The organism is Brevundimonas sp., from assembly GCF_051858995.1.
Lineage (GTDB): Bacteria > Pseudomonadota > Alphaproteobacteria > Caulobacterales > Caulobacteraceae > Brevundimonas.
Genome location: NZ_JBHYGN010000009.1, coordinates 251979 through 271557, shown reverse-complemented (window position 1 = coordinate 271557; position 19579 = coordinate 251979). Strand labels below are relative to the sequence as shown.

Sequence of the window (19579 nt, the reverse complement as noted above, 5' to 3'; positions counted from 1 at the left end):
GGCGCGCCTCATCCCTGAGCGATCAGCCAGACGACGCCGGACGCGCCCGCGCCTCCGGCTCCGCCTGCGCTCACGCCCGCTCCGCCACCGCCGCCTCCCGCGCCGGACGCCCCGCCGGCGCCGCCCGAGCGACCGGCGCCCGAGACGACCGCGCCGCCACCGCCCCCGCCGCCTCCGGCCCAGTGAAGATGGTTCAGGGGCGCCGCCGCGCCCGGACCGCCGACAGCGCCTGTCCCGCCGCTGCCGCCCGGGGCCTTGACCGCTAGGACGCCGCCATCGCCGCCCGCGCCTCCGGAGCGCGCGACGCTGCTCGTATCGAGGCCGCCCCCGGCGCCACCACCGCCCGGCGCATCGGGACGGTCGAAGGCCTTGCCCGCCCCGCCCGCGGCCGAGACGCTGGACGCCCCGCCCGCGTTGGAGTTGGGAACACTGGCCCCGCCGGCCCCGGCCGCGCCGCTCGAACCGCCGCCCAGTCCTCCGCCCCCGCCTCCGGTCGCCAGCAGCAGGGCGGTCGAGCCGAGATAGACGACCGAGCCGCTGCCGCCCGCGCCCGCGCTCGCCACGCCTCCGGTCCCGCCCGCGCCGACCACGACGGTCAGGCCCGCCGCGATCTGATCCGCCGCCCAGATGGTTCGGCTGACGCCCCCGGCGCCGCCGCCACCGCCGCCATAGCGAGCGCCCGATGCGCCGAACGCCCCCGCGCCGCCGCCCCCGCCGCCACCGACGGCGATGGCCTCCACGCTGCGCGCCCAAACTGGCGGGGTCCACGATCCGTTGGCCGTCAGCACCGTGATCTCGCGACGGCCCGCGCCCTGGGCGAAGCTCACCCGCCCGGTCGCCCGATCCACGCTCAGCGCGGGACGCCAGACCGCGCCATCCGCGCTGACCTTCAGGCTCAGATCGTCATCGCCGATGAGGCCCAGTTCCGCCCGTCCGCCGTATCCCGACTGGAACAGCAGGGAGAGCACATCCACCGGGGCCTCCTTGTTCAGCGTCAGCCGCAGATCGCCGTCGCCGCCGGACGCCGCCTCCAGCGCCGTCCACAGCGCCTTATTCAGCTTGGCGACAAAGGGATTGGCCTCGTCGGCGGTCGCGCCCAGCCCCAGCCGCTCCAACGGCCCGACCTCGCCTATCCGGGCGCCGAGCGGGCTCCAGCCGTCGCCGTCGCGCACCACGAAGGCCGCCTCGTCCTCCACCCAGACCAGTTGACCGTCGGCGACCTCGATCCCCGTCCAGCCGCCGCTCTCGACGCGGATCAGCGTCCCCGCCGCGAAGGCGCTCCAGCCGGGACCCTCCGCCCCCTCCGGCAGGATGTAGAGGCGCCCGTCGTCCGGCGCCTCCGGCTCGGTCATGATCGTGCGGCTGGCGACCGCGGTCTGGATCAGGGCGTCCAGCCGGGTCAGCGCCTCATTGAGGGTCACATGCTTCTGCATCTGCCCCGCCGCCAGATAGGGCAGGCCGAGGCGCGCGGACTGGTCGTGGCTCATGGAAATCTCCGAAACATCGTCGGAGATCAGTCTGCGGGCGCCGCTTCCTCAGGCGGACATATGACGCTGAGGCCCTTTCGGCCCCAAGCCAATCAAGGCGTTAGGCACGATCCATATGATGGGAAAACATTAACTCCCGCGCTTTCTCAGTCGTGCAGATAGACGACCCGGCGCAGCTTGGGATCGGCCTTCACCTTGGCCAGGTGACGGTCATGCTCGCCCGACGCCCGGGCGTCCCGCTCGTTGTTCTCGACCCAGTGGGTGCTCTCGATGTCCTTCTGCAGCGCCCTGGCCGCCATCAGGTGGCCCGGGAACAGGACGTCGACGACGCTGGGCACGAAGTCGAGGAAGGGCACCTCGCCCACTGCCGTGGTCACACTGTCGAGGCCCAGATAGCCGAACATCCGCACCACGGTGCCCGGCGCGGCCTTGGCCCGCACCGCCTGAACGATCAGCCAGCCCGCCGCTCCGAGGGTGTAGGCGGTGCCCACCACCGGGATCCAGGTCAGCAGACCGTCCATCCCGACCCCGAACGGGCCGATGCCAATCACCCGGTCCGAGAGTTTCTTGATGCTCTCGACATTGGTCCAGATTTTCTCGATATCGCCGATGGTCCGTCTGGGCATTCCATCCTCCGACAGCGAGCAATCCAACGCCCCATGGAGACCGACGTTCACCATAAAGCGCAAGCGTCTTCTTCAGCGTGGGCGTTCGTGCGCAGATGGCTCGACCGACTGGTCGGCCTGGGCTTCGCGGGGATGACGCTGCTGGGCGGTCTGATCTTCGCCGGCGTCGGTCATCGCTGGATCGACATCTTCGCCCAGTTCACCGCCCCGATGTTCATCGCCAGTGCGGTGGCGACGGCTGTTTTGGCGGTCATGCGATTCCGGATGGCGACCTGGGCTGGACTCGTGACCAGCCTTCTTCTGCTCGTCGTCGTCAGCTCCCAGTGGATGACGAATGAGCCCGCGCCCGCGCCTGACGCGCCAGTCGTCCGACTGTACTCGGCCAACGTCTACTATCTGAACGACGACGTCGCCGCGATGCGCCGCTCCATCGAGACCGCCGACCCGGACATCGTGATCCTGATCGAACTGGGGCGCGGCCCCATGGAGCAGATGGACACGCTGCTGGCCGGATATCCGTATCGCGCCGGATCCATGCGGATGGACCAGACACGCGGCCCCTCCCGCTCGGTGATCGCCTCCCGCTGGCCCTTGCGGCAGATCGAGAACCGACCCGACGGGCTGCATTCCGTCGCCGCCGTGGCGCGGACGCCGCTGGGCGAGGTGAACGTCATCGGCGTCCACCTGACCCGGCCCTGGCCGTTCCAGTATCAGTGGGGCCAGATCAGCCAGACCATGGCGCTGGGCGACATCCGGCGCACGCTGGACGGGCCGGTGATCATCGCGGGCGACTTCAACAGCGTGTCCAACGCCCGCATCGGTCGCCAGATGAAGGATGATCTGGGCATGGCGCCCGCCACGGGCTTCCCCGGCACCTGGCCCAGCGACCTGCCAGCCCCCTTGGGCATCACCATCGATCAGGTGTGGCGGTCCCCGGACCTGACCTTCGTCAGCCGCAAGGTCGGTCAGCCCAACGGCTCGGACCACCGTCCGGTCGTGACCGAGTTCACCCGCGCCGGCTGATCAGGGCCGCCAGCCGTTCGGCGTGGCCCTCGGCCGGGAAGTCATCGGCGATCCAGCCATCCTCGAACACCTTCAGCAGCCGCCCGGTCTCCGGCCCCGGCATGAGCCCCAGCCGCGCGACGTCCTTGCCGCCGACCGGCAGACGCGGCGGCGTCCAGTCGCCCGCGATGGCCAGCAAGCGGGTCGCCTCAGCCGTTCTGGACGGCTCCCCCGCGAACCGGCGCAACACCGCATCCGCCACCGCCCGCCCGCCATGGCGATAGACGGCGGCGCGCGTCTGGGCGTCCGTCATGTCCAGCGACACCACAGGCGCCGCCATCGCTGACGCCACCAACCGGTCCCGCGCCGCATTGGGGAACCGCAGCCGCTCCGCCGCGCCCCGCATCGCTTCGGCATCGACCGCGAACAGGGTCATCAGCCGCACCACCGGATCGGCGCTCAGCGGGACCACCGCCTCGAACAGATCCAACGCCCCTGCCTCGGGCAGGACTTGAGCCAGAACCCCGGTCACAGCCATCGCCGACATGGCCGGACGGGGATCTTCGGCGGCCAACAGCTTCATCAGTTCCTTCGACACCCGCTCCGCTGACAGGCGGGTCATGCCCGACGCCAGATCGCGGCACGCCTCCAGCCCGACGGCGTCCGGCTCGCCCCGGCCGTACCAGGCGAAGAATCGGAAGAAGCGCAGAATGCGCAGATAGTCTTCCTGAATGCGGGTGCGCGGGTCGCCGACGAAGACAATTCGGCCCGCCGCGGCGTCATCGACGCCCTTCCCTGTCGGATCGAACACCTGCCCCTCACCGTCGGCGTAGAGGGCGTTCAGGCGGAAGTCGCGACGCGCGGCGTCCTCGGCCCAGTCATCGGTGAAGGCGACCGTGGCGTTGCGTCCGTCCGTCGTCACGTCGCGGCGCAGGGTGGTGATCTCAAATGGGGTCCGCTCAGACACCGCCGTCACCGTGCCGTGAGCGATGCCGGTCGGCACGGCCTTCAGCCCCGCCGCGCGGATCGCCTTCTCGGTCTCTTCGGGCTTCAGGGTGGTGGCGATGTCGATGTCGTCGATGGGCTTGCCCATCAGGGCGTTGCGCACGCAGCCGCCGACGAAGCGCGCGCAGCCCGGACCGCCCGCCGCCTCCAGCGCCGCGATCACTGACCGGGTCGCCGAGGCGGTCAGCCAGTCCTGTCCGGTCAACACGGTCATGCCGCATCCTCCCCGGCGGCGGCGGCCTTGTCGGCCTCATCGCCGTACAGCCGGGCGCAAAGGTTCCGCAGGATGCCCGCCGTCGCGCCCCATATGTAGCGCTGCTCATAGGGCATGGCCCAGAACCAGCGCACCGGCTGGCCTTCCAGCTGGTAGGAATCCCGCCGGTGATTGACCGGATCCATGACGAAGTCCCACGGCACTTCGAACACCTCAGCCACCTCGGCGGGCGACGGGGTGGTGGACGGCGTCTCTCGCAACCAGCCGACCACCGGGGTCACCAAAAAGCCGGTCCCGGTCTCATAGGGCTCACAGACGCCCAGCACCTCGACCGCCGCCGGGTCCAGCGCGACTTCCTCGAAGGCTTCGCGCAGAGCCGCCTCGACCGCCGTCTCGCCCGGATCCAGCCGACCGCCGGGGAAGGCGATCTGACCGGTATGGCTGGCCAGGCTGTCGGAGCGGCGGGTCATCAGCACGGTCGCGCCTTTGGGATTGGCGATGATCGGGATCAGCACCGCCGCCGGCCGCAGCGTCTTGCCCGAGGGGCGGGCATCCGGGTTCAGGTCGAAGTCCGAGCGTCCAGGACCGGCTTCCGCCGACCATTCGGACGCCGGCGTCAGCTTCGTCAGCAGGCGTTCGCGCAGACTGGCCAGGCTCATGCGGCGAAGGCTCCAAGGCTGAACGCCGCGCCGTTCGAGCGGACAATCAGCTGTTCGCCGTCCTGATCGGCCATTTCGACCAGTTCGTAGAAGACCGGTCGCGCGATCCGCGCCCACAGGTCCGCCCGCACCCGCACGCGCGGCGCGGGTTCGCCCGTCTCCGGATCGGTCTCGACGATCAGCGGAGCCTCCGGGCCAGCCACGGTCTTGTCGCCGACGTCGGTGGTGAAGACCAGGCTCTCGCCTTTCCGCTCTACCGCCACAGCGCGGAACGGCAGGTCCTCCACCGTGATCGACAGCTTCTCGCCGGGCGTGACCAGCACATGGCCGTCGGCGTCCTTGCGCAGGATGGTCGAGAACAGCCGCACCAGCTCCGGGCGGCCAATGGGCGAGCCCTCATGCATCCAAATGCCGTCGCGGCGGATGACGATGTCGATGTCGCCGCAATGTTCGGGATGCCACAGATGCACCGGCGGCAGGCCGCGCCCGGGCGCCTGTTTCACCGCCTCGGCCACGGCGGCCAGTCCTGTTGTCTTGTCGGCGTCGGCCATGGGGCCAGACTTAGGGTGTTCGCCCCCGCCTGCAAACCCGCTCAGGCGGGGCGGACGGGCCCGACGGCGTCGCCCTCGCCCAGCCAAAGGACGCGGCGCTGGTCCACCGGCCCCTGCAGGCGGGCTTCCGGTGCAGGACGGAAACCGAAGCGGCCGAAATAGGGAGCGTCGCCGACCAGCAGGATGCCGGTCTCGCCCGCATGGTCGAGACAGGCCTGCACCAGATCCGCGCCCAGCCCGCCCTTGCGGCTGTCCGCCGAGACGGTGATCGGGCCCAGGAACAGGGCCGGACGGTCCCCGACCGTGATCGACCACAGGCGAACCGCGCCGATCACCCGACCATCCTCGCGCGCGACGAACCCCGCCGCCACGCCCGCGTGCTCACGGATGCGTTCCGCGGTCTTGGCATAGCGGCCCGGGCCGAAAGCAGCCATGACCAGCGCCTCCACCGATGCGACGTCGGCGGGTGTTTCAGCGTCGATGCGCACGGTGGTCTGGAAGGCGGCTTCGGTCATGAGCGCGCGCACCTAAGGCCCGCGCGCTCGGGAATCAACCGGCTTTCGAGAAATCCGGCGCGCGCTTCTGGGTGAAGGCCATGAAGGCCTCCATCGCCTCGGGGCTCTTCATCTGGCTGCCGAAGGCCTCGCCCTCGCGCTGCATCAGTTCCCAGAGGCGTTCCGCGTCACGCATCAGGCGCTTTGTCTTGCGGATCGAGTTGGGGGCTCGGGCGGCCAGCTTGCCCGCCAGTTCGTCGGCCACGGCCTCGACCTGATCGGCGGGAACCGCGCGGTTGGCCAATCCCCAGGCCAGGGCCGTCTTGCCATCGATCGGCTCGCCGAGCGCAAAGATCTCGAAGGCGCGCTGATGACCCAGCACCTGCGGCAGCAGCAGGGACGACGCCGCTTCCGGGGCCAAGGCCAGATTGATGAAGGGCGCCGACAGCAGGGCGTCCTCAGCCACCACCACCATGTCGCAGTGAAGCAGCAGGGTCAGGCCAATGCCGACCGCCCGGCCGCGCACGGCCGCGACCACCGGTTTGTCCAGATCGGCCAGCGCCTTGAGGAAGCGGAAGACCGCCATGTCGGACGGATTTCCGGTCTGGGAGCCGATGGCGATGAAGTCGCCGATATCATTGCCCGCCGAGAAGCTGTCGCCTTCGCCCTTGAAGGCCAGCACCCGCACGGCGTCGTCTGTGCGCGCGCGCTCGGTAGCGTCAGCCATCGCCGCATACATGGCCTGGGTGATCGCGTTCTTCTTGTCCGCGCGGGCCAGGGTCACGGTCAGGACGCCGCCGGCCAGTTCAGTCTTGATGTGGTCGGTCATGCCGCCTCCTCCCCGTTTGTCGTTGAACGCCACCAGTCGACGCCGTCCGCATCGCGCTCGCGTACAGCTGTCCCCTGAAGCAGCATATAATTCAGATGAGCGATCGCCTCGCCCGTGGCCATGCCGCGCACGCCGTCCCCGACGGGGCGGGCGAACAGGGCCGGGAACACGTCGACCGCCCTTTTCGGCTCCTTAAGCGACCGCGCCAGCCGCTTCAGGGCCACGTGGTGGCCGCGGATCAGCGCCTCCAACCGGGTCTGCGCCCCCCGGAACACCTCGCCGTGCGACGGCAGGATCAGCACATCGTCCGGGAAGACGCTCTTCATCCGCTCCAGCGAGGTCAGCCAGTCGCCCAGAGGATCGGCGTCCGCCTCGGTCGGCCAGACCGACACATTGGACGAGATGCGCGGCAGGATCTGGTCCCCGCCCAGAACGACGCCGTCGTCCTGACGCCACAGGCAGGCATGCTCAGGGCTGTGCCCCTCGCCGACCACCACGGTCCAGTCGCGTCCGCCGATGACGATCCGCTCGCCCTCCCGGATGCGCTGATAACTGGCGGGCAGAGGCGATACCGCCATGCCGAACCGTCCGAACTCCTTGCGGTAGCGCTCGATCTGCTCTTCGTCCCAGCCCGCCGCGCGATAGAAGGCCGCCCCGCTCTCGGGCGCGGTCTTGCCGGTGTCCGCCAGCAGCATCCGCGCCATGACGTATTCCAGCCGGGTCATCAGCAGGGGCGCGTCGAAGCGTTCGCACAACCACCCTGCCAGTCCGATATGGTCGGGATGCATGTGGGTGCAGATCACCCGGGTGACCGGATCACCGCCCATAGGCCCTGCCAGCAGCAGTTCCCACTCGTCCTTCGTGCCCGGGATGGCCAGGCCGCAGTCGATGACCGCCCAGCCGTCGCCGTCGCGCACCGCATAGACGTTGATGTGATCCAGTTGCATCGGCATGGCGACGCGCATCCACAGCACGTCGTCGGCGACCCTGATCGCCTCGCCCGACGCCGGAGGTCGGGCGAACGGATAGGTCAGACCACGCTCGGCGGTCTTCGCCTCGGTTTCCGCCGGGATCACGCCGTCCGCCAAGTCCGTCTCCAATCGCAACGCAGGAGGGATAGCGCGAACCGCCGCCTTCCGTCCAGCGTCACCGGTCTGGCGACTTGACCCGGCCACCGCCGCTCGCCAAGGGTGTCCGCCGAAGATTTCCTTCCCGGAGTGACCCCGTGTTGAACAGAAAAATCCTCGGCCTGGCGGGCGCCTTCGTGGTGCTGATGGGCGTCGCCCAGCCCGCGCTGGCCCAGACGACCACGCCCGGCCAAACCGGCTCGTCCGACCGACGCACCGAAACCGACCGCGCCAGCGGCGCCTTCACCGGCACCCGCGTCCAGCCGGGCCGCCTGAATGACCGCGATCCCGCCGCGGGCTCGCCGCGCCAGCGTCCCCGTGGCCGCCCGGCTCCGGCCGCCGCCGCCCCGACGGCGGAGGAAATTCGCGCCGCCGCCCAGGCCCAGCTGACTGCCGCCAACCTGTCCTGCACCCTGACCGAAGCCGCCAATCCGGGCGTGATCGGCGAGTCGCAGGTCTATGAAGCCGCCTGCGCCAACGCCGAAGGCTACATCCTGATCGCCTCGACCCCGCCGCAAGCCTTCAGCTGCATCGAGCTGGCTGGCACCGCCGCCATCGCCCGCTCGCGCGATCCGAACGCCGATGTCGGCCAGCAGTGCGTGATGCCCGCCAACCAGAACAGCCTCGCCATCATCAGCGGCTGGGCGCGTGAAGCTGGCGCGACCTGCACCGTCGACGAGGCCCAGGCCATCGGCAAGAGCGACGAGAACAACATGGTCTACGAAGTCGGCTGCGCCGGCGCCGACGGCTACTGGCTCGAGAAGACCGCCGCCGGCTGGGACCTGAAGGACTGCCTGCAGGTCGCCAACATGAACGGCTCGTGCCGCTTCACCACCGCCGCCGAGCAGGCCCAGAGCTTCCAGTCCAAGCTGGCCGGTACGGACGCCGCGGACTGCGCCGTCACCCAGGTCCGCATGATGGGCCAGAACGCCAACGGCCGCTTCTACGAAGCCAAATGCTCGACTGAAGGCCAGGGCTACATCGCCCGCGTCAACAATGAGGGCGTGACCCAGCAGGTCTACGCCTGCGCCACCGCCCAGCGCATCGGCGGCGGCTGCACCCTGACCCCGGCTCCGGCCGCGGCTCCGGCGACCGGCGGTCGCCCCTGACGCCTGCGTCCTGACAACCCGCCCGACGTTCACGCGTGGACGCCGGGCGGACTCCGGACCCTGGATCGGCGGCGGGATTGCCTTGCCCCGCCTCGCGCGTATTAATCGCGCATGGTCCGCAACCGAGGCGCTCAATGACCCTGCTCAGACTCATCGCCGTCGCCGCCGCGACGCTTATCGCGTCCGCCCCAATTCTCGATCAGGCCCAGGCCGCCCCGCAGGAACGACGCGAGGAAATGCGGGGCTCCGGCGCCTATCGCCAGTCCGGCGACCGCCGCTCGACCGAAGACCAGGCCCGCATGCGCCGGGACCTTCAGCCCAACGCCACTCGCCGCGACCGCCGCGGCCGTGAGCAGACCCCCGAACAGGTCGCCGCCGGCGCCCAGGCCGCAGCCACCGCCGCCGGCCTCGCCTGTCAGGTGAACGGCTCGGCCCTTCTCGGCGCGACCGATGACAATGCCGACCTGTACGAAGTGAGCTGCGCGAACGGCGCCGGCTACATCCTGACCAGCGCCACCCCGCCGCAGACCTTCGACTGTCTGGTGCTGGCCGCCCAGGCGGATCAGGTCCGCGCCAGTGGCGGCGAAGTCGCCGCCAACTCGGTCTGCACCCTGCCGGGCAACCAGAACGCCGTGGGCGCGATCGCCAGCTACGCCCGCGACGCCGGCGTGACCTGTCAGGTGGACGCCGGCGCGGCCCTGGGCGCGACGCCTGAGGGCAACCTCGTCTACGAAGTCGGCTGCGCCGGCGCCGATGGCTATCACATCGAGCGCACCGCCCAGGGCTGGAACAAGACCGACTGCCTTCAGATCATGGGCTCGCAGATGACCTGCCGGTTCACCACCCCTGAAGAGCAGGCCGCGGGTTTCAAGCCTCTGCTGGTCGGCAGCGCCATCGACGACTGCGACGCTCAGCAGATCCGCATGCTGGCTGAGAATGACACCGGCCGCTTCATCGAGGTCAAATGCGCCGCCGGCGACGGCTACGTCGCCCAGGTGAAGGACAACATCATCAATCAGGTCTACCCCTGCTCGCGCGCCCAGCGCATCGGCGGCGGCTGCACCCTGACGGCTGTGGCCCCGGCGACGGGCGGCCGTCCGTAAGCGGAACCGCCCTAAAAACGATCAACGCCCCGGAGGACACTCCGGGGCGTTTTTCGTTGGCGCTTCCCTCGCTCCGCGACACGCCTTAGCTTCCGCTCTCATGCGTATCGCTACCTGGAATGTGAACTCGGTCAACGCCCGCCTGCCCACCGTGCTGGCGTGGCTGGAAGCCGCCCAACCGGATGTCGTCGGCTTCCAGGAGATCAAGTGCGTGGACGAGAAGTTCCCGCGCGAGGCCTTCGAGAGCCTCGGCTACAATGTCGAGGTCCACGGCCAGAAGACCTACAACGGCGTCGCCCTGCTCTCGAAATACCCGATGTCCGACGTTCTGCGCGGCCTGCCGGGCGAGGATCAGTCGGGCGTCGAGGCCGAGGGCGTCCATTCCCGCTACATCGAGGCGCTGATCGAATGTCCGCGCCCGGTTCGGGTCGGCTGCCTCTACCTGCCCAACGGCAATCCGGTGGAGAGTCCCAAGTTCGCCTACAAGCTGGGCTGGATGGAGCGGCTGGAGGCCCACGCCCGCACCCTGCTGGCGCAGGAGGAAGCCTTCACCCTGTGCGGCGACTACAATGTCATCCCGACGCCGGACGACGCCAAGGATCCCAAGGCCTGGGTCAATGACGCCCTGTTCCAGCCCGAGAGCCGCGCCGCCTTCCGCGCCCTGCGCTACCTCGGCCTGAGCGAGGCGGGCGAGCTCGGCAAACAGCCGCCCGGGACCTACACCTTCTGGGACTATCAGGCGGGCGCCTGGCAGAGGGATCACGGCATCCGCATCGACTTCCACCTGCTGTCGCCGCAGGCTGCGGACCGGTTCCGGGGTGTGGAGACGCACCGCGACGCCCGCGACATGGACAAGCCGTCCGACCACGTCCCCGTGGTCGTTGAACTGGAGGACTAGGCCTTGGGAGAGGTGTTCCGGGTGGTCCTGCTGGTGGCGCTGGCCGCGGCGGCGTTGACTACCGGGGCGCTCCTGCTGGTCTGGTGGATGGAGCCCGTGCGCCGGATGCGGCGGGCCCTGCTCAAGTCGCTGGGCGCTACGCCCGAGGCTGAGGCCCTGTCACCCGCCGAGGGCCGCGCCGCCGGTCTGGATTTCGACGGCGCCCAGATCGCGGTCCTGTGGAACCGGGGCGGCTCGGGTCTGGTCTACGCCTTCGAGGAGATCGAGGGCGGCGAGATCATCGTCGACGGCCATGTCGTCGCCCGGGTGCGGCGGGGTGAGACCCGCAAGTCGCTGGATATCCTGGCGCCCGACGCCGAACAGGTGGTGTTGCGGCTGATGTTCGCGGACGCCCGGCACCCGGAGTTCGAACTGGCCCTGTGGGACGCCACCGTGCCGGTGCAGACCGGCTCTCCCGGCGAGGCCCTGCGTCTGGGCCGACGCTGGCTGTCGCATCTGGAAGCGCTGTTGAGGGGCTAGCCGTCTCCTCCCCGCGAACTGGAGAGGTGGCTCCGAGCCTCGCGAGGAGGCGGAGGGGCTCTTGACCGAGCCCGCCGCCAGAGCCCCTCCACCGCTACGCGGTCCCCCTCCCCATTGCTGCGCAACGGGGAGGAGACTAGGAAGCCCCCAACCTATCTTGAGTAAGCCTGAAGGAGCCCGCCGTGGCCCGCCTGTTCGACGCCGTGATCATTGCTGACTGGACCGCCGCCGAGGGCAAGAAGCTGGGCGATCAGTCGGTCTGGATCGGCGTGGCCAAGCGCGACGTCCGCTTCCGCCTGTACACCGAGACCCACAACACGGCGACGCGCGCCGAGGGCGAGGCCCTGCTGAACAAGCTGATCTCGGAACACCGCAAGCGCGGCGACCGGGTGCTGGTCGGCTTCGACTTCACCCTGGGCTATCCCGCCGGAACCGCTGCGCGGCTGAAGCTGGACGGAACCCCGTGGTCGGCGATGTGGAAATTCATCGCGGCCAACATTGTCGACAAGGCCGACAACACCAACAACCGCTACCAGGTCGCGGCCAAGATCAACCGGCTGATGACCGACGAGGCATGGCCGTTCTGGGGCGCGCCCGCCAAGCAGGCGCAGCGCTGGCTGACCACGACCAAGCCCCCGGCGGGCGCCGGCGCCGACATCCCCGAGTTCCGCGCCACCGAGGATGCGGTCCGCAAGGGCAAGCTCCAGCCCAAGTCGGTCTGGCAGATGCACGGCGCGGGGGCCGTCGGCGGCCAGACCCTGATCGGCATCCCCATGGTGCGCCGCCTGTTGGAAAGCCTGGGCGACGCGGGGGCCATCTGGCCGTTCGGCACCGGCTGGCGCGCGCTGGACACGGTGGACGTGGAGCCCCTGTCGGCCGTCGTCGTCGAGGTCTGGCCGTCAATGTTCGACGCCAAGCCCGAGGCCGGCGAATACAAGGACCAGGCCCAGGTCCGCGTCACCGCCGAGGCATTGGCGAAGATGGACGACGCCGGTGATCTGGCCAAGGCCTTCGCCCCGCCCAAGGGCGCGAGCGAGGCGCTGATCCAGCATGTCGAGCAGGAAGAAGGCTGGATCCTGGGGGTCCAATAACGGGAATCAGCACATTAACCTCGCCCCTCGGTTGACAGCTTCGCCTTACAGGCGAAGCTGAGCCGTCACGCATTCCTGTGACGCGATCAATCAAGGAGAACGACGATGAAACTGCCGCGTATCCTGCTTCTGACCGCTCTGGCGACCTCGATCGCAGCGGCCGCCGCGAGCCCGGCGGCGGCGCAAACCAGCCACTACTTCGGCCCGCAGCCTTACGGCTACATGTACACCTACTACATCAGCGGCCAACTGGTCTCGACCCAGTACATGGGCTGCGATGGCTGGGAGCACTGGGACGGCTACAACGGCTGGCCGGACCTGACCCTGGGCGACTCCTACGACTACGTCGAATGGGAATGTTGATCCCTTCGATCTGAAGATGAAGGGGTGTCGGGCCTCGGTTCCGGCGCCCCGCTTCGGGCGTCACCGCCCTGTCGCCTGAGGGCCCTATGTCCGGCGCATGTTCCGGATCATTCTGACGGCCCTTCTGTTGCTGACCGCGAGCCCGGCCCTGGCCTCCCCTGACCTCATCATCATCGCCCATCGCGGCGCCTCGGGCGAACGGCCCGAACACACCCGCGCGGCCTATGAACTGGCCATCGAACAGGGCGCGGACGTCATCGAGCCGGATCTGGTGATGACCCGCGACGGCGTGCTGGTGGTCCGGCACGAGAACGAGATCGGCGGCACGACCGATGTCGCCGCCCATCCGGAGTTCGCGGACCGGCGGGCCACCAAGACTATCGACGGGCAGGTGGTGACGGGCTGGTTCACCGAGGACTTCACCCTGGCCGAGCTGATGACCCTGCGCGCGCGGGAGCGGCTGCCGGAGCTGCGCGGGACGGCCTTCGACGGACGCGAGCCCATCCTGACCTTCGAGCAGGCGCTGGAGATCGCGGCGGAGGCCGGGGTCGGGGTGGCGCCGGAGCTGAAGCACCCGCTGTATTTCGTCGGGATCGGCCTGCCGATGGAGGACGCCTTCGTGGCGGTGCTGGAACGGCGCGGGCTGACGGGGGCGGACGCGCCGGTGCTGGTCCAGTGCTTCGAGGTGGGGCCGCTTGAGCGGCTGAGCCGCCGGATCGAGACACCCCTGCTGCAACTGATGGCCCGGGGCGGCGGCCCGGCGGATCGGCCGGGCGTGACCTATGCGGAGATGGCGACGCCGGAGGGGCTGGCGCGCGTCCGGGCCTATGCGGACTGGATCGGGGCGGACACGGCGATGATCGAGCCGGAGCCGGGCGCACCGACCACGCTGATCGCCGACGCCCATGCGGCGGGGCTGAAGGTGGCGGCCTGGACCTTCCGCGCCGAGAACGCCTTCCTGCCGGAGGCGGATCGCGTGGGGGATGCTCCGGCGGGGCACGGCCGGATCGCCGAACGGGTGGCGCGGTTCGCCGGCTACGGGCTGGACGCGGCCTTCATGGATCAGCCGAGGTATCGCTGACACTCACCTCTCCGTTCGCCCTCAAGCGAATGGAGAGGACAGATCGGCGTCTTCGCCGATCAGGAGAGGGCGGCTCCGTCAGGGCCGGAGAGGTCTCGAACACCGGTGTCGGCGGCTACTCACCCAATGCCTGCGCCGCCCCCTCCTGACCGCTGCGCGGTCTGTCCTCCCCATCGCCTTGAAGGGGCGATGGGGAGGTGAGTCGGTGAGCCGGGGTTTAGCCCGCGATCTGGCCGAAGTCGGCGACGCGGCCCATGACGGCGCGGACTTGCCCGAGCAGCTTCAGACGGTTGTCGCGTTCCGACGGCACATCCGAGTTGACCATGACCTTCTCGAAGAAGGCGTCGACCGGCGCGCGGAGGGCGGCGAGCGCCCGCATGGCGGCTGCGAAGTCCTCGGTCTCCAGCGCGGCGTCGACGGCGGTCGCGGCGGCGGCGGCGGCGAAGGCGAGCGTGGACTCCTCCTCCGGCTGGTCCGGCAGGCCGGTCTCGACCATGCCGGTCGGCAGTTCGCCCTTCTTCTCCTCGGCCTTGAGGATGTTGGACGCGCGCTTGTAGCCCGCCAGCAGGTTGGCGCCGTCGTCGGTGGCGAGGAAGGCGTCCAGCGCCTCCACCCGCCGCACGATACGGACGAGGTCGTCGTCGCCCAGCGCGAACACGGCGGCCACCAAGTCGTGGCGTTGGCCTTGGTCACGCAGAAGGACGGTCAGGCGGTCGGCGAAGAAGGCGAGAAGGTTTTCAACGACGTCTCGGCGGGCGAGCAAGTCGGCACGGCGCGGGGTATCCGAATGAAGCCGGACCGGTGCCTCGCGAGGCACCTCAAGGAAGTGAACTGCTTCGTCTTCTTCAAAGTCGCCGAATGCTGCAGCGACAAATTCGTCGGGGTTCTCTGCGTCGAGGCTATGCAGAACTGTAGAGCCCACGCCGAAAGACATGTCAAAGCCGTCTTTAGTCTGAACAACGTCGTACAGGTCGAATGGCATCAGCCGGGGCAAACTACGGTACTGACGAGTAATCGCATCGACCCATACTCGTACGGTATGGCCGCGTAGCAGCTCTACCAAACTTATGGCTTTGTCATTCTCCAGCACCAGCCGGATCACCCCCAGCGCCGCGCGGCGCAGGGCGAACGGGTCCTTAGAGCCGGTGGGCTTCTCGTCGATGGCGAAGAAGCCGACGAGGGTGTCGAGCTTGTCGGCCAGTGAGACGGCCACGGTCAGCGGGGCGGTCGGGACGGAGTCGCCCGGGCCCTGCGGCTTGTAGTGGTCGCGGATGGCGTCGGCGATGGCGTCAGGCTGGCCGAAGGCGCGGGCGTAGTAGCCGCCCATGATGCCCTGCAGTTCCGGGAACTCGCTGACCATGCCAGACGCGAGGTCCGCCTTTGACAGTCGGGCGGCGGTCTCGGCCTGATCCGGGTCGGCGCCGACCAGCGGGGCGATCTCACGGGCCAGGGCGGCGATGCGTTCGACACGCTCGGCGAGGGTCCCGAGCTTGGCGTGGAAGGTTACGCCTTCCAGCTTCTTGAGCCAGGGTTCGAAGCCGACCTTCTGGTCCTCGTCCCAGAAGAAGCGGGCGTCGTTCAGGCGGGCCGACAGGACGCGGCTGTTGCCAGCGGCCAGAGCCTTGCCGCCATCGGAAGCCTCGACGTTGGCCACGACGACGAAGTGCGGTGCGAGGCCATGCTTGGCCGGATCACGGACCGCGAAATACTTCTGGTGCACCTTCATCGACAGGCGGACCACTTCGGGCGGCAGGGCGAGGAACTGCGGGTCCATGCCGCCCAGGATCGGGGTCGGCCATTCGGCCAGGCCAGCGACCTCGTCCAGCAGGCCGTCGTCGTCGACCAGAGCCAGACCCTTGTCGGCGCAGACCTTCCGGGCGGCTTCGAGGATGCGCAGCTTGCGGTCGGCGACGTCCAGCAGGACGAACTCACGCTCCAGCTTCTGGCGGTAGTCGGCGAAGTCCTTGACCGTGAACGGCTGGCCCGAGCCGAGGAAGCGGTGGCCTTCGGTCAGGTCGCCGCTTTCGATGCCGTCGATCTCGAACGGGACCACGGCGCCGTCGAACAGGGCGACGATACGCTTCAGAGGACGCACCCAACGCAGCGTGCCCGAGCCCCAGCGCATCGACTTGGGCCAGGGGAAGGTGCGGACGATCTGGTCGACCATGGCCGGGATCAGGGCGGCGGTGGACTGGCCCTTCTGGCTGATGACGGCGAACAGGACGCCGTCGCGCTCGACCAGTTGCTCACGGGTCAGGCCGGTCTTGCGCAGGAAGCCTTCCAGCGCCTGTTCCGGAGCCGTGGCCTTCGGGCCTTTCAGCTCTTCCTCACGGTCCGGCGTGGCCGACGGCAGGCCGTCGATGACCAGCGTCAGACGGCGCGGCCCGCCATAGGTGGTCAGCGCTTCATAGCTCAGGCCCGCGGCCTTCAGCCGGTCAGCGACCATCCGCTCAAGATCGCGCGCCGCGCCCTGCTGCATGCGGGCCGGGATTTCTTCGGAGAAAAGTTCGAGGAGGAGTTGGGGCATCTAGTTTTCGTCATCTCGCACCCACTGATCGCGGGCACGCCAGAGAGCCCTTCCCCCTTGATGGGGGAAGGGTTGGGATGGGGGTGAGGCGATGGCCGAGCGGATCTCGGTCAGAACGGTTTCGCGATCATCGGTGACCCGCTTGTTCGAAAAGCGCAGGACCCGATACCCTTGGCTGTTCAGCCATTCGGTTCTGGCCGCGTCGTGGAGTTTCGCTTCGGGCGTATCGTGAAGCGGACCATCGACCTCGATGATCAATCGACTTTCGTGGTGCACGAAATCAGCGACGAAGCGGCCGATGGGCGCTTGGCGTCGAATGTTGAGCTTCAGCTTTCGCAGATCGGCCCAGAGGAGCTTTTCCGGGAGGGTCTGCTCGCGACGGAGATGACGAGCGCGTGCGACCGCGCCGCTGCGATGCCGCGGCTTGGCGGACAGGGTATCACCCCCATCCCCAACCCTTCCCCCATCAAGGGGGAAGGGAGTCTGATCGCGCCCTTCGATCAAGCTTCCGCTCGCTCCCGCTCGACGTAGGCCGTGGCACACGCCTTACACAGCTCGCGGATGCGGCCGATGTAGCTCTGGCGTTCGGCGACGGCGATGGCGCCGCGGGCGTCCATCAGGTTGAAGAGGTGCGAGGCTTTCAGGACCTGATCGTAGGCCGGGAGGACCAGCGGCTGGCCCTGCGGACCGGTCATGGCCAGAAGGCGCGAGACCTCGGCCACCATGTCCTCGAAGCGGCGCTTCAGGCCGTCGACGTCGTAGCCGTGGAAATTGGCTTTCGACTGCTGGCGCTCGTTCTCGAGGAAGACCTCGCCGTAGGTCGTGCCTTCCTTGGTGAACTTGAGGTCGTAGACGTTGTCGACGCCCTGGACGTACATGGCCAGACGCTCCAGCCCGTAGGTCAGCTCGCCCGAGACCACATCGACCTCGATGCCGCCGACGCCCTGGAAGTAGGTGAACTGGGTCACCTCCATGCCGTCGCACCAGACCTCCCAGCCCAGGCCCCAGGCGCCCACGGTCGGGTTCTCCCAGTCGTCCTCGACGAAGCGGATGTCGTGCAGGCTGGGATCGATGCCGATGGCGCGCAGCGAGCCGAGGTAGAGCTCCTGCAGATTGTCCGGGTTCGGCTTCAGAAGTACTTGATATTGATAATAATGCTGGAGCCGGTTGGGGTTTTCCCCATAGCGGCCGTCGCCCGGACGGCGGCTGGGCTGGACGTAGGCGGCCTTCCACGGCTTGGGCCCCAGGGCGCGCAGCACGGTGGCCGGGTGCAGGGTGCCCGCGCCGACCTCGATGTCGTACGGCTGGAGGATCGCGCAGCCCTGATCGCCCCAGTATTTGTGGAGCGTCAGGATGAGGTCCTGGAAGGCGAGCGGTTCGGTCGTCACGGCGGGTTATTTCATCCGGGGAAGAAGGCCGCGGACCCTAGACGGCGGGGGTTTGCGGGGCAAGGCGAGGCCATACGGTTCCTTAAGCGCGAACCGGTATTCGTGGCCCCATGAAGCAGATCGACCAGATGCGGCGGCGCGCCGCGCGGTATCTCGATGTGGAGGCGGTGACCATCGCCCCGGCGAAGGGCGTGTTTTCGCTGAGCTTCGACGATATTCCGGCGACGGCCTGGACCGAGGCGGGGCCGATCCTGGCGGAGCACGGGATCAAGGCGACCTACTATGTCTGCGGCGGACTGGCCGGCGGACGGAACATGGACCGGGACCAGTTTCAGGTGCGGCACCTGCAGGAACTGCACGCCGCCGGGCACGAGGTCGGGTGTCATACGTACGGGCACACCAGCGTGCTGCGGATGGATGCGACGGCGCTGAAGCTGAGCCTCGACGCCAATGCGGCCTGGGTGAGTGAGCGGCTGGGCGGCTATGAGATGACCACCTTCGCCTATCCGTTCGGCGACGCGACGCTTAGCGCCAAGCGGTATGTGCGCGGGCGGTTCGATCTGGGGCGCGGGGTGCGCGACGGGGTCAATGCGGGGCGCGAGGACCGGGGGCTGATCAAGTCCATCGGGCTGGAGAGCCGCCGTCTGCCCCACTACGACCTCGAGGGCCTGATGGCCGAGGCGGCGGCATCGAGCGGCTGGCTGACCGCCTATGCCCACGACGTGTCGGACGACCCGACGGACTATGGCTGCACCCCCGACGATCTGGACCGGGTGATCCGGCTGGCCAAGGCGGCGGGGCTGGAGGTGCGGCCGGTCGGCGAGGCCTGGCGGTCGATTATACCCGGGTAAATATGTGATCGAGACGGCGGAGACTGTCGAAATACACCGTCTATACCGTCTATGGCGTCTATACCGTCTATTAGATTCGTCGGGCGTTCAGTCAGTGTTGGCGGGGATTTGCGGATTCAGCCTGTCCGGTGGGCGGAAATATTATCCGGGCGATAGTCTATCAGTCAGAGTGAAGCGATACGGCTCACTCTAGCAGGCCGATGCGTCAGAATTGGACGTGCGCCCGACCGCTGAACACCTGACGATCAGGAAAAGGGCGACACCTGCCAGACCAAAGACTTGGCGACGACGTGGAAGCGGGACTTCCGCAAGTCTTCCATCGTCGCGGGCGCTTCGTCCCCGAGATCCCCAAACTCGATACCAATGAGCCCATCCGACTCCAGAACGTGGAGTCCGTAAAACAGGACATCCAACGAGACTTGGTTGTTGCGATGCAAAACTATGCTTTCGCAGTCCGCCAACCTGAGGGTGATCAGGCTGCCCTTCTCATTCTCGGCGTCTTGGACCTCAATCTCGAACTCAACAAACTGCTTATCTTGCCGGACGCCATGCTTGTAGGCCCATGCGTCCTGCGTTCCGAACCGCCAAGAGGTCACCAAGCCGTCGTTGAAGTTCTCAAAGCGGTCCATTGCCGCGACGAGATCAGACGCTCCAA

General features: G+C 68.6%; 21 protein-coding genes. 9 read left to right on the top strand and 12 right to left on the bottom strand.

Going from position 1 to position 19579, the window contains the following annotated elements; genetic code table 11:
* Positions 1 to 8: 8 nt before the first annotated feature.
* Both ACTIEF_RS11000 and ACTIEF_RS10995 read right to left on the bottom strand, forming a co-directional pair.
* On the bottom strand, positions 9 to 1487 hold the full coding sequence (locus ACTIEF_RS11000; protein WP_439472178.1) for a DUF2793 domain-containing protein: 1479 nt from the start codon (positions 1485 to 1487) through the stop codon (positions 9 to 11).
* 146 nt (positions 1488 to 1633) lie between these two features.
* A complete protein-coding gene (locus tag ACTIEF_RS10995; protein ID WP_439472177.1) occupies positions 1634 to 2113 on the bottom strand; it encodes a DUF4112 domain-containing protein in 480 nt (159 codons plus the stop codon).
* An 87-nt stretch (positions 2114 to 2200) separates the two neighbouring features.
* Between ACTIEF_RS10995 and ACTIEF_RS10990 the strand changes: the two genes are divergently transcribed.
* A complete protein-coding gene (locus tag ACTIEF_RS10990; RefSeq protein ID WP_439472176.1) occupies positions 2201 to 3136 on the top strand; it encodes an endonuclease/exonuclease/phosphatase family protein in 936 nt (311 codons plus the stop codon).
* On the opposite strand, the gene ACTIEF_RS10985 is transcribed toward ACTIEF_RS10990, so the two are convergent.
* The 6 genes from ACTIEF_RS10985 to ACTIEF_RS10960 are packed head-to-tail and all read right to left on the bottom strand — an operon-like array spanning position 3120 to position 7955.
* The gene (locus ACTIEF_RS10985) at positions 3120 to 4334 is read right to left on the bottom strand and encodes a CCA tRNA nucleotidyltransferase (protein WP_439472175.1); all 1215 of its coding nucleotides are present in this window, start codon (positions 4332 to 4334) and stop codon (positions 3120 to 3122) included. The two genes, ACTIEF_RS10990 and ACTIEF_RS10985, sit on opposite strands and share 17 nt — an antisense overlap.
* Entirely contained in the window at positions 4331 to 4993 is a 663-nt protein-coding gene (locus tag ACTIEF_RS10980) for a CoA pyrophosphatase (RefSeq protein ID WP_439472174.1), read from the bottom strand. The genes ACTIEF_RS10985 and ACTIEF_RS10980 overlap by 4 nt, the downstream gene beginning before the upstream one ends.
* Positions 4990 to 5544 (bottom strand): DUF1285 domain-containing protein, encoded by a 555-nt coding sequence (locus ACTIEF_RS10975; protein WP_439472173.1) that lies wholly within the window; start codon positions 5542 to 5544, stop codon positions 4990 to 4992. Before ACTIEF_RS10975 ends, ACTIEF_RS10980 begins: the two co-directional genes overlap by 4 nt.
* A gap of 41 nt (positions 5545 to 5585) precedes the next feature.
* Positions 5586 to 6059: a GNAT family N-acetyltransferase gene (locus tag ACTIEF_RS10970; protein ID WP_439472172.1), complete on the bottom strand. Its 474-nt coding sequence runs from the start codon at positions 6057 to 6059 to the stop codon at positions 5586 to 5588.
* 34 nt (positions 6060 to 6093) lie between these two features.
* Positions 6094 to 6867, bottom strand: coding sequence for an enoyl-CoA hydratase (locus tag ACTIEF_RS10965; RefSeq protein ID WP_439472171.1), 774 nt, complete (start codon positions 6865 to 6867; stop codon positions 6094 to 6096).
* Positions 6864 to 7955 (bottom strand): MBL fold metallo-hydrolase, encoded by a 1092-nt coding sequence (locus ACTIEF_RS10960; RefSeq protein ID WP_439472170.1) that lies wholly within the window; start codon positions 7953 to 7955, stop codon positions 6864 to 6866. Before ACTIEF_RS10960 ends, ACTIEF_RS10965 begins: the two co-directional genes overlap by 4 nt.
* A 137-nt stretch (positions 7956 to 8092) precedes the next feature.
* Between ACTIEF_RS10960 and ACTIEF_RS10955 the strand changes: the two genes are divergently transcribed.
* The 7 genes from ACTIEF_RS10955 to ACTIEF_RS10925 all read left to right on the top strand — a co-directional run bounded on the left by ACTIEF_RS10955 (position 8093) and on the right by ACTIEF_RS10925 (position 14158).
* A complete protein-coding gene (locus tag ACTIEF_RS10955) occupies positions 8093 to 9103 on the top strand; it encodes a hypothetical protein (RefSeq protein WP_439472169.1) in 1011 nt (336 codons plus the stop codon).
* Between the two features lie 134 nt (positions 9104 to 9237).
* Positions 9238 to 10206, top strand: coding sequence for a hypothetical protein (locus ACTIEF_RS10950; protein WP_439472168.1), 969 nt, complete (start codon positions 9238 to 9240; stop codon positions 10204 to 10206).
* 100 nt (positions 10207 to 10306) lie between these two features.
* Complete coding sequence (gene xth, locus ACTIEF_RS10945; protein ID WP_439472167.1) at positions 10307 to 11104, top strand: exodeoxyribonuclease III; 798 nt, start codon at positions 10307 to 10309, stop codon at positions 11102 to 11104.
* 12 nt (positions 11105 to 11116) lie between these two features.
* Positions 11117 to 11623: a hypothetical protein gene (locus ACTIEF_RS10940; RefSeq protein ID WP_439472210.1), complete on the top strand. Its 507-nt coding sequence runs from the start codon at positions 11117 to 11119 to the stop codon at positions 11621 to 11623.
* A gap of 182 nt (positions 11624 to 11805) precedes the next feature.
* Positions 11806 to 12714, top strand: coding sequence for a cobalamin biosynthesis protein CbiG (locus tag ACTIEF_RS10935; protein ID WP_439472166.1), 909 nt, complete (start codon positions 11806 to 11808; stop codon positions 12712 to 12714).
* A 105-nt stretch (positions 12715 to 12819) separates the two neighbouring features.
* Positions 12820 to 13077 (top strand): hypothetical protein, encoded by a 258-nt coding sequence (locus tag ACTIEF_RS10930; protein ID WP_439472165.1) that lies wholly within the window; start codon positions 12820 to 12822, stop codon positions 13075 to 13077.
* Positions 13078 to 13174: 97 nt separating this feature from the next.
* Positions 13175 to 14158 (top strand): glycerophosphodiester phosphodiesterase family protein, encoded by a 984-nt coding sequence (locus ACTIEF_RS10925; RefSeq protein ID WP_439472164.1) that lies wholly within the window; start codon positions 13175 to 13177, stop codon positions 14156 to 14158.
* Between the two features lie 217 nt (positions 14159 to 14375).
* On the opposite strand, the gene glyS is transcribed toward ACTIEF_RS10925, so the two are convergent.
* Genes glyS through ACTIEF_RS10910 form a run of 3 tightly spaced genes read right to left on the bottom strand, consistent with a single transcriptional unit; the run spans position 14376 to position 18073 of the window.
* Positions 14376 to 16685 (bottom strand): glycine--tRNA ligase subunit beta, encoded by a 2310-nt coding sequence (gene glyS, locus ACTIEF_RS10920; protein WP_439472163.1) that lies wholly within the window; start codon positions 16683 to 16685, stop codon positions 14376 to 14378.
* Positions 16686 to 17189, bottom strand: a complete 504-nt coding sequence (locus ACTIEF_RS10915) for an endonuclease domain-containing protein (protein WP_439472162.1) — start codon at positions 17187 to 17189, stop codon at positions 16686 to 16688.
* Entirely contained in the window at positions 17186 to 18073 is an 888-nt protein-coding gene (locus tag ACTIEF_RS10910) for a glycine--tRNA ligase subunit alpha (RefSeq protein ID WP_439472161.1), read from the bottom strand. Before ACTIEF_RS10910 ends, ACTIEF_RS10915 begins: the two co-directional genes overlap by 4 nt.
* A gap of 110 nt (positions 18074 to 18183) precedes the next feature.
* Here ACTIEF_RS10910 and ACTIEF_RS10905 point away from each other — a divergent pair, with 110 nt between their 5' ends.
* Entirely contained in the window at positions 18184 to 18924 is a 741-nt protein-coding gene (locus ACTIEF_RS10905; protein ID WP_439472160.1) for a polysaccharide deacetylase family protein, read from the top strand.
* Between the two features lie 245 nt (positions 18925 to 19169).
* Here ACTIEF_RS10905 and ACTIEF_RS10900 read toward each other — a convergent pair whose 3' ends face one another.
* The gene (locus ACTIEF_RS10900) at positions 19170 to 19553 is read right to left on the bottom strand and encodes a hypothetical protein (protein ID WP_439472159.1); all 384 of its coding nucleotides are present in this window, start codon (positions 19551 to 19553) and stop codon (positions 19170 to 19172) included.
* Positions 19554 to 19579: the final 26 nt, after the last annotated feature.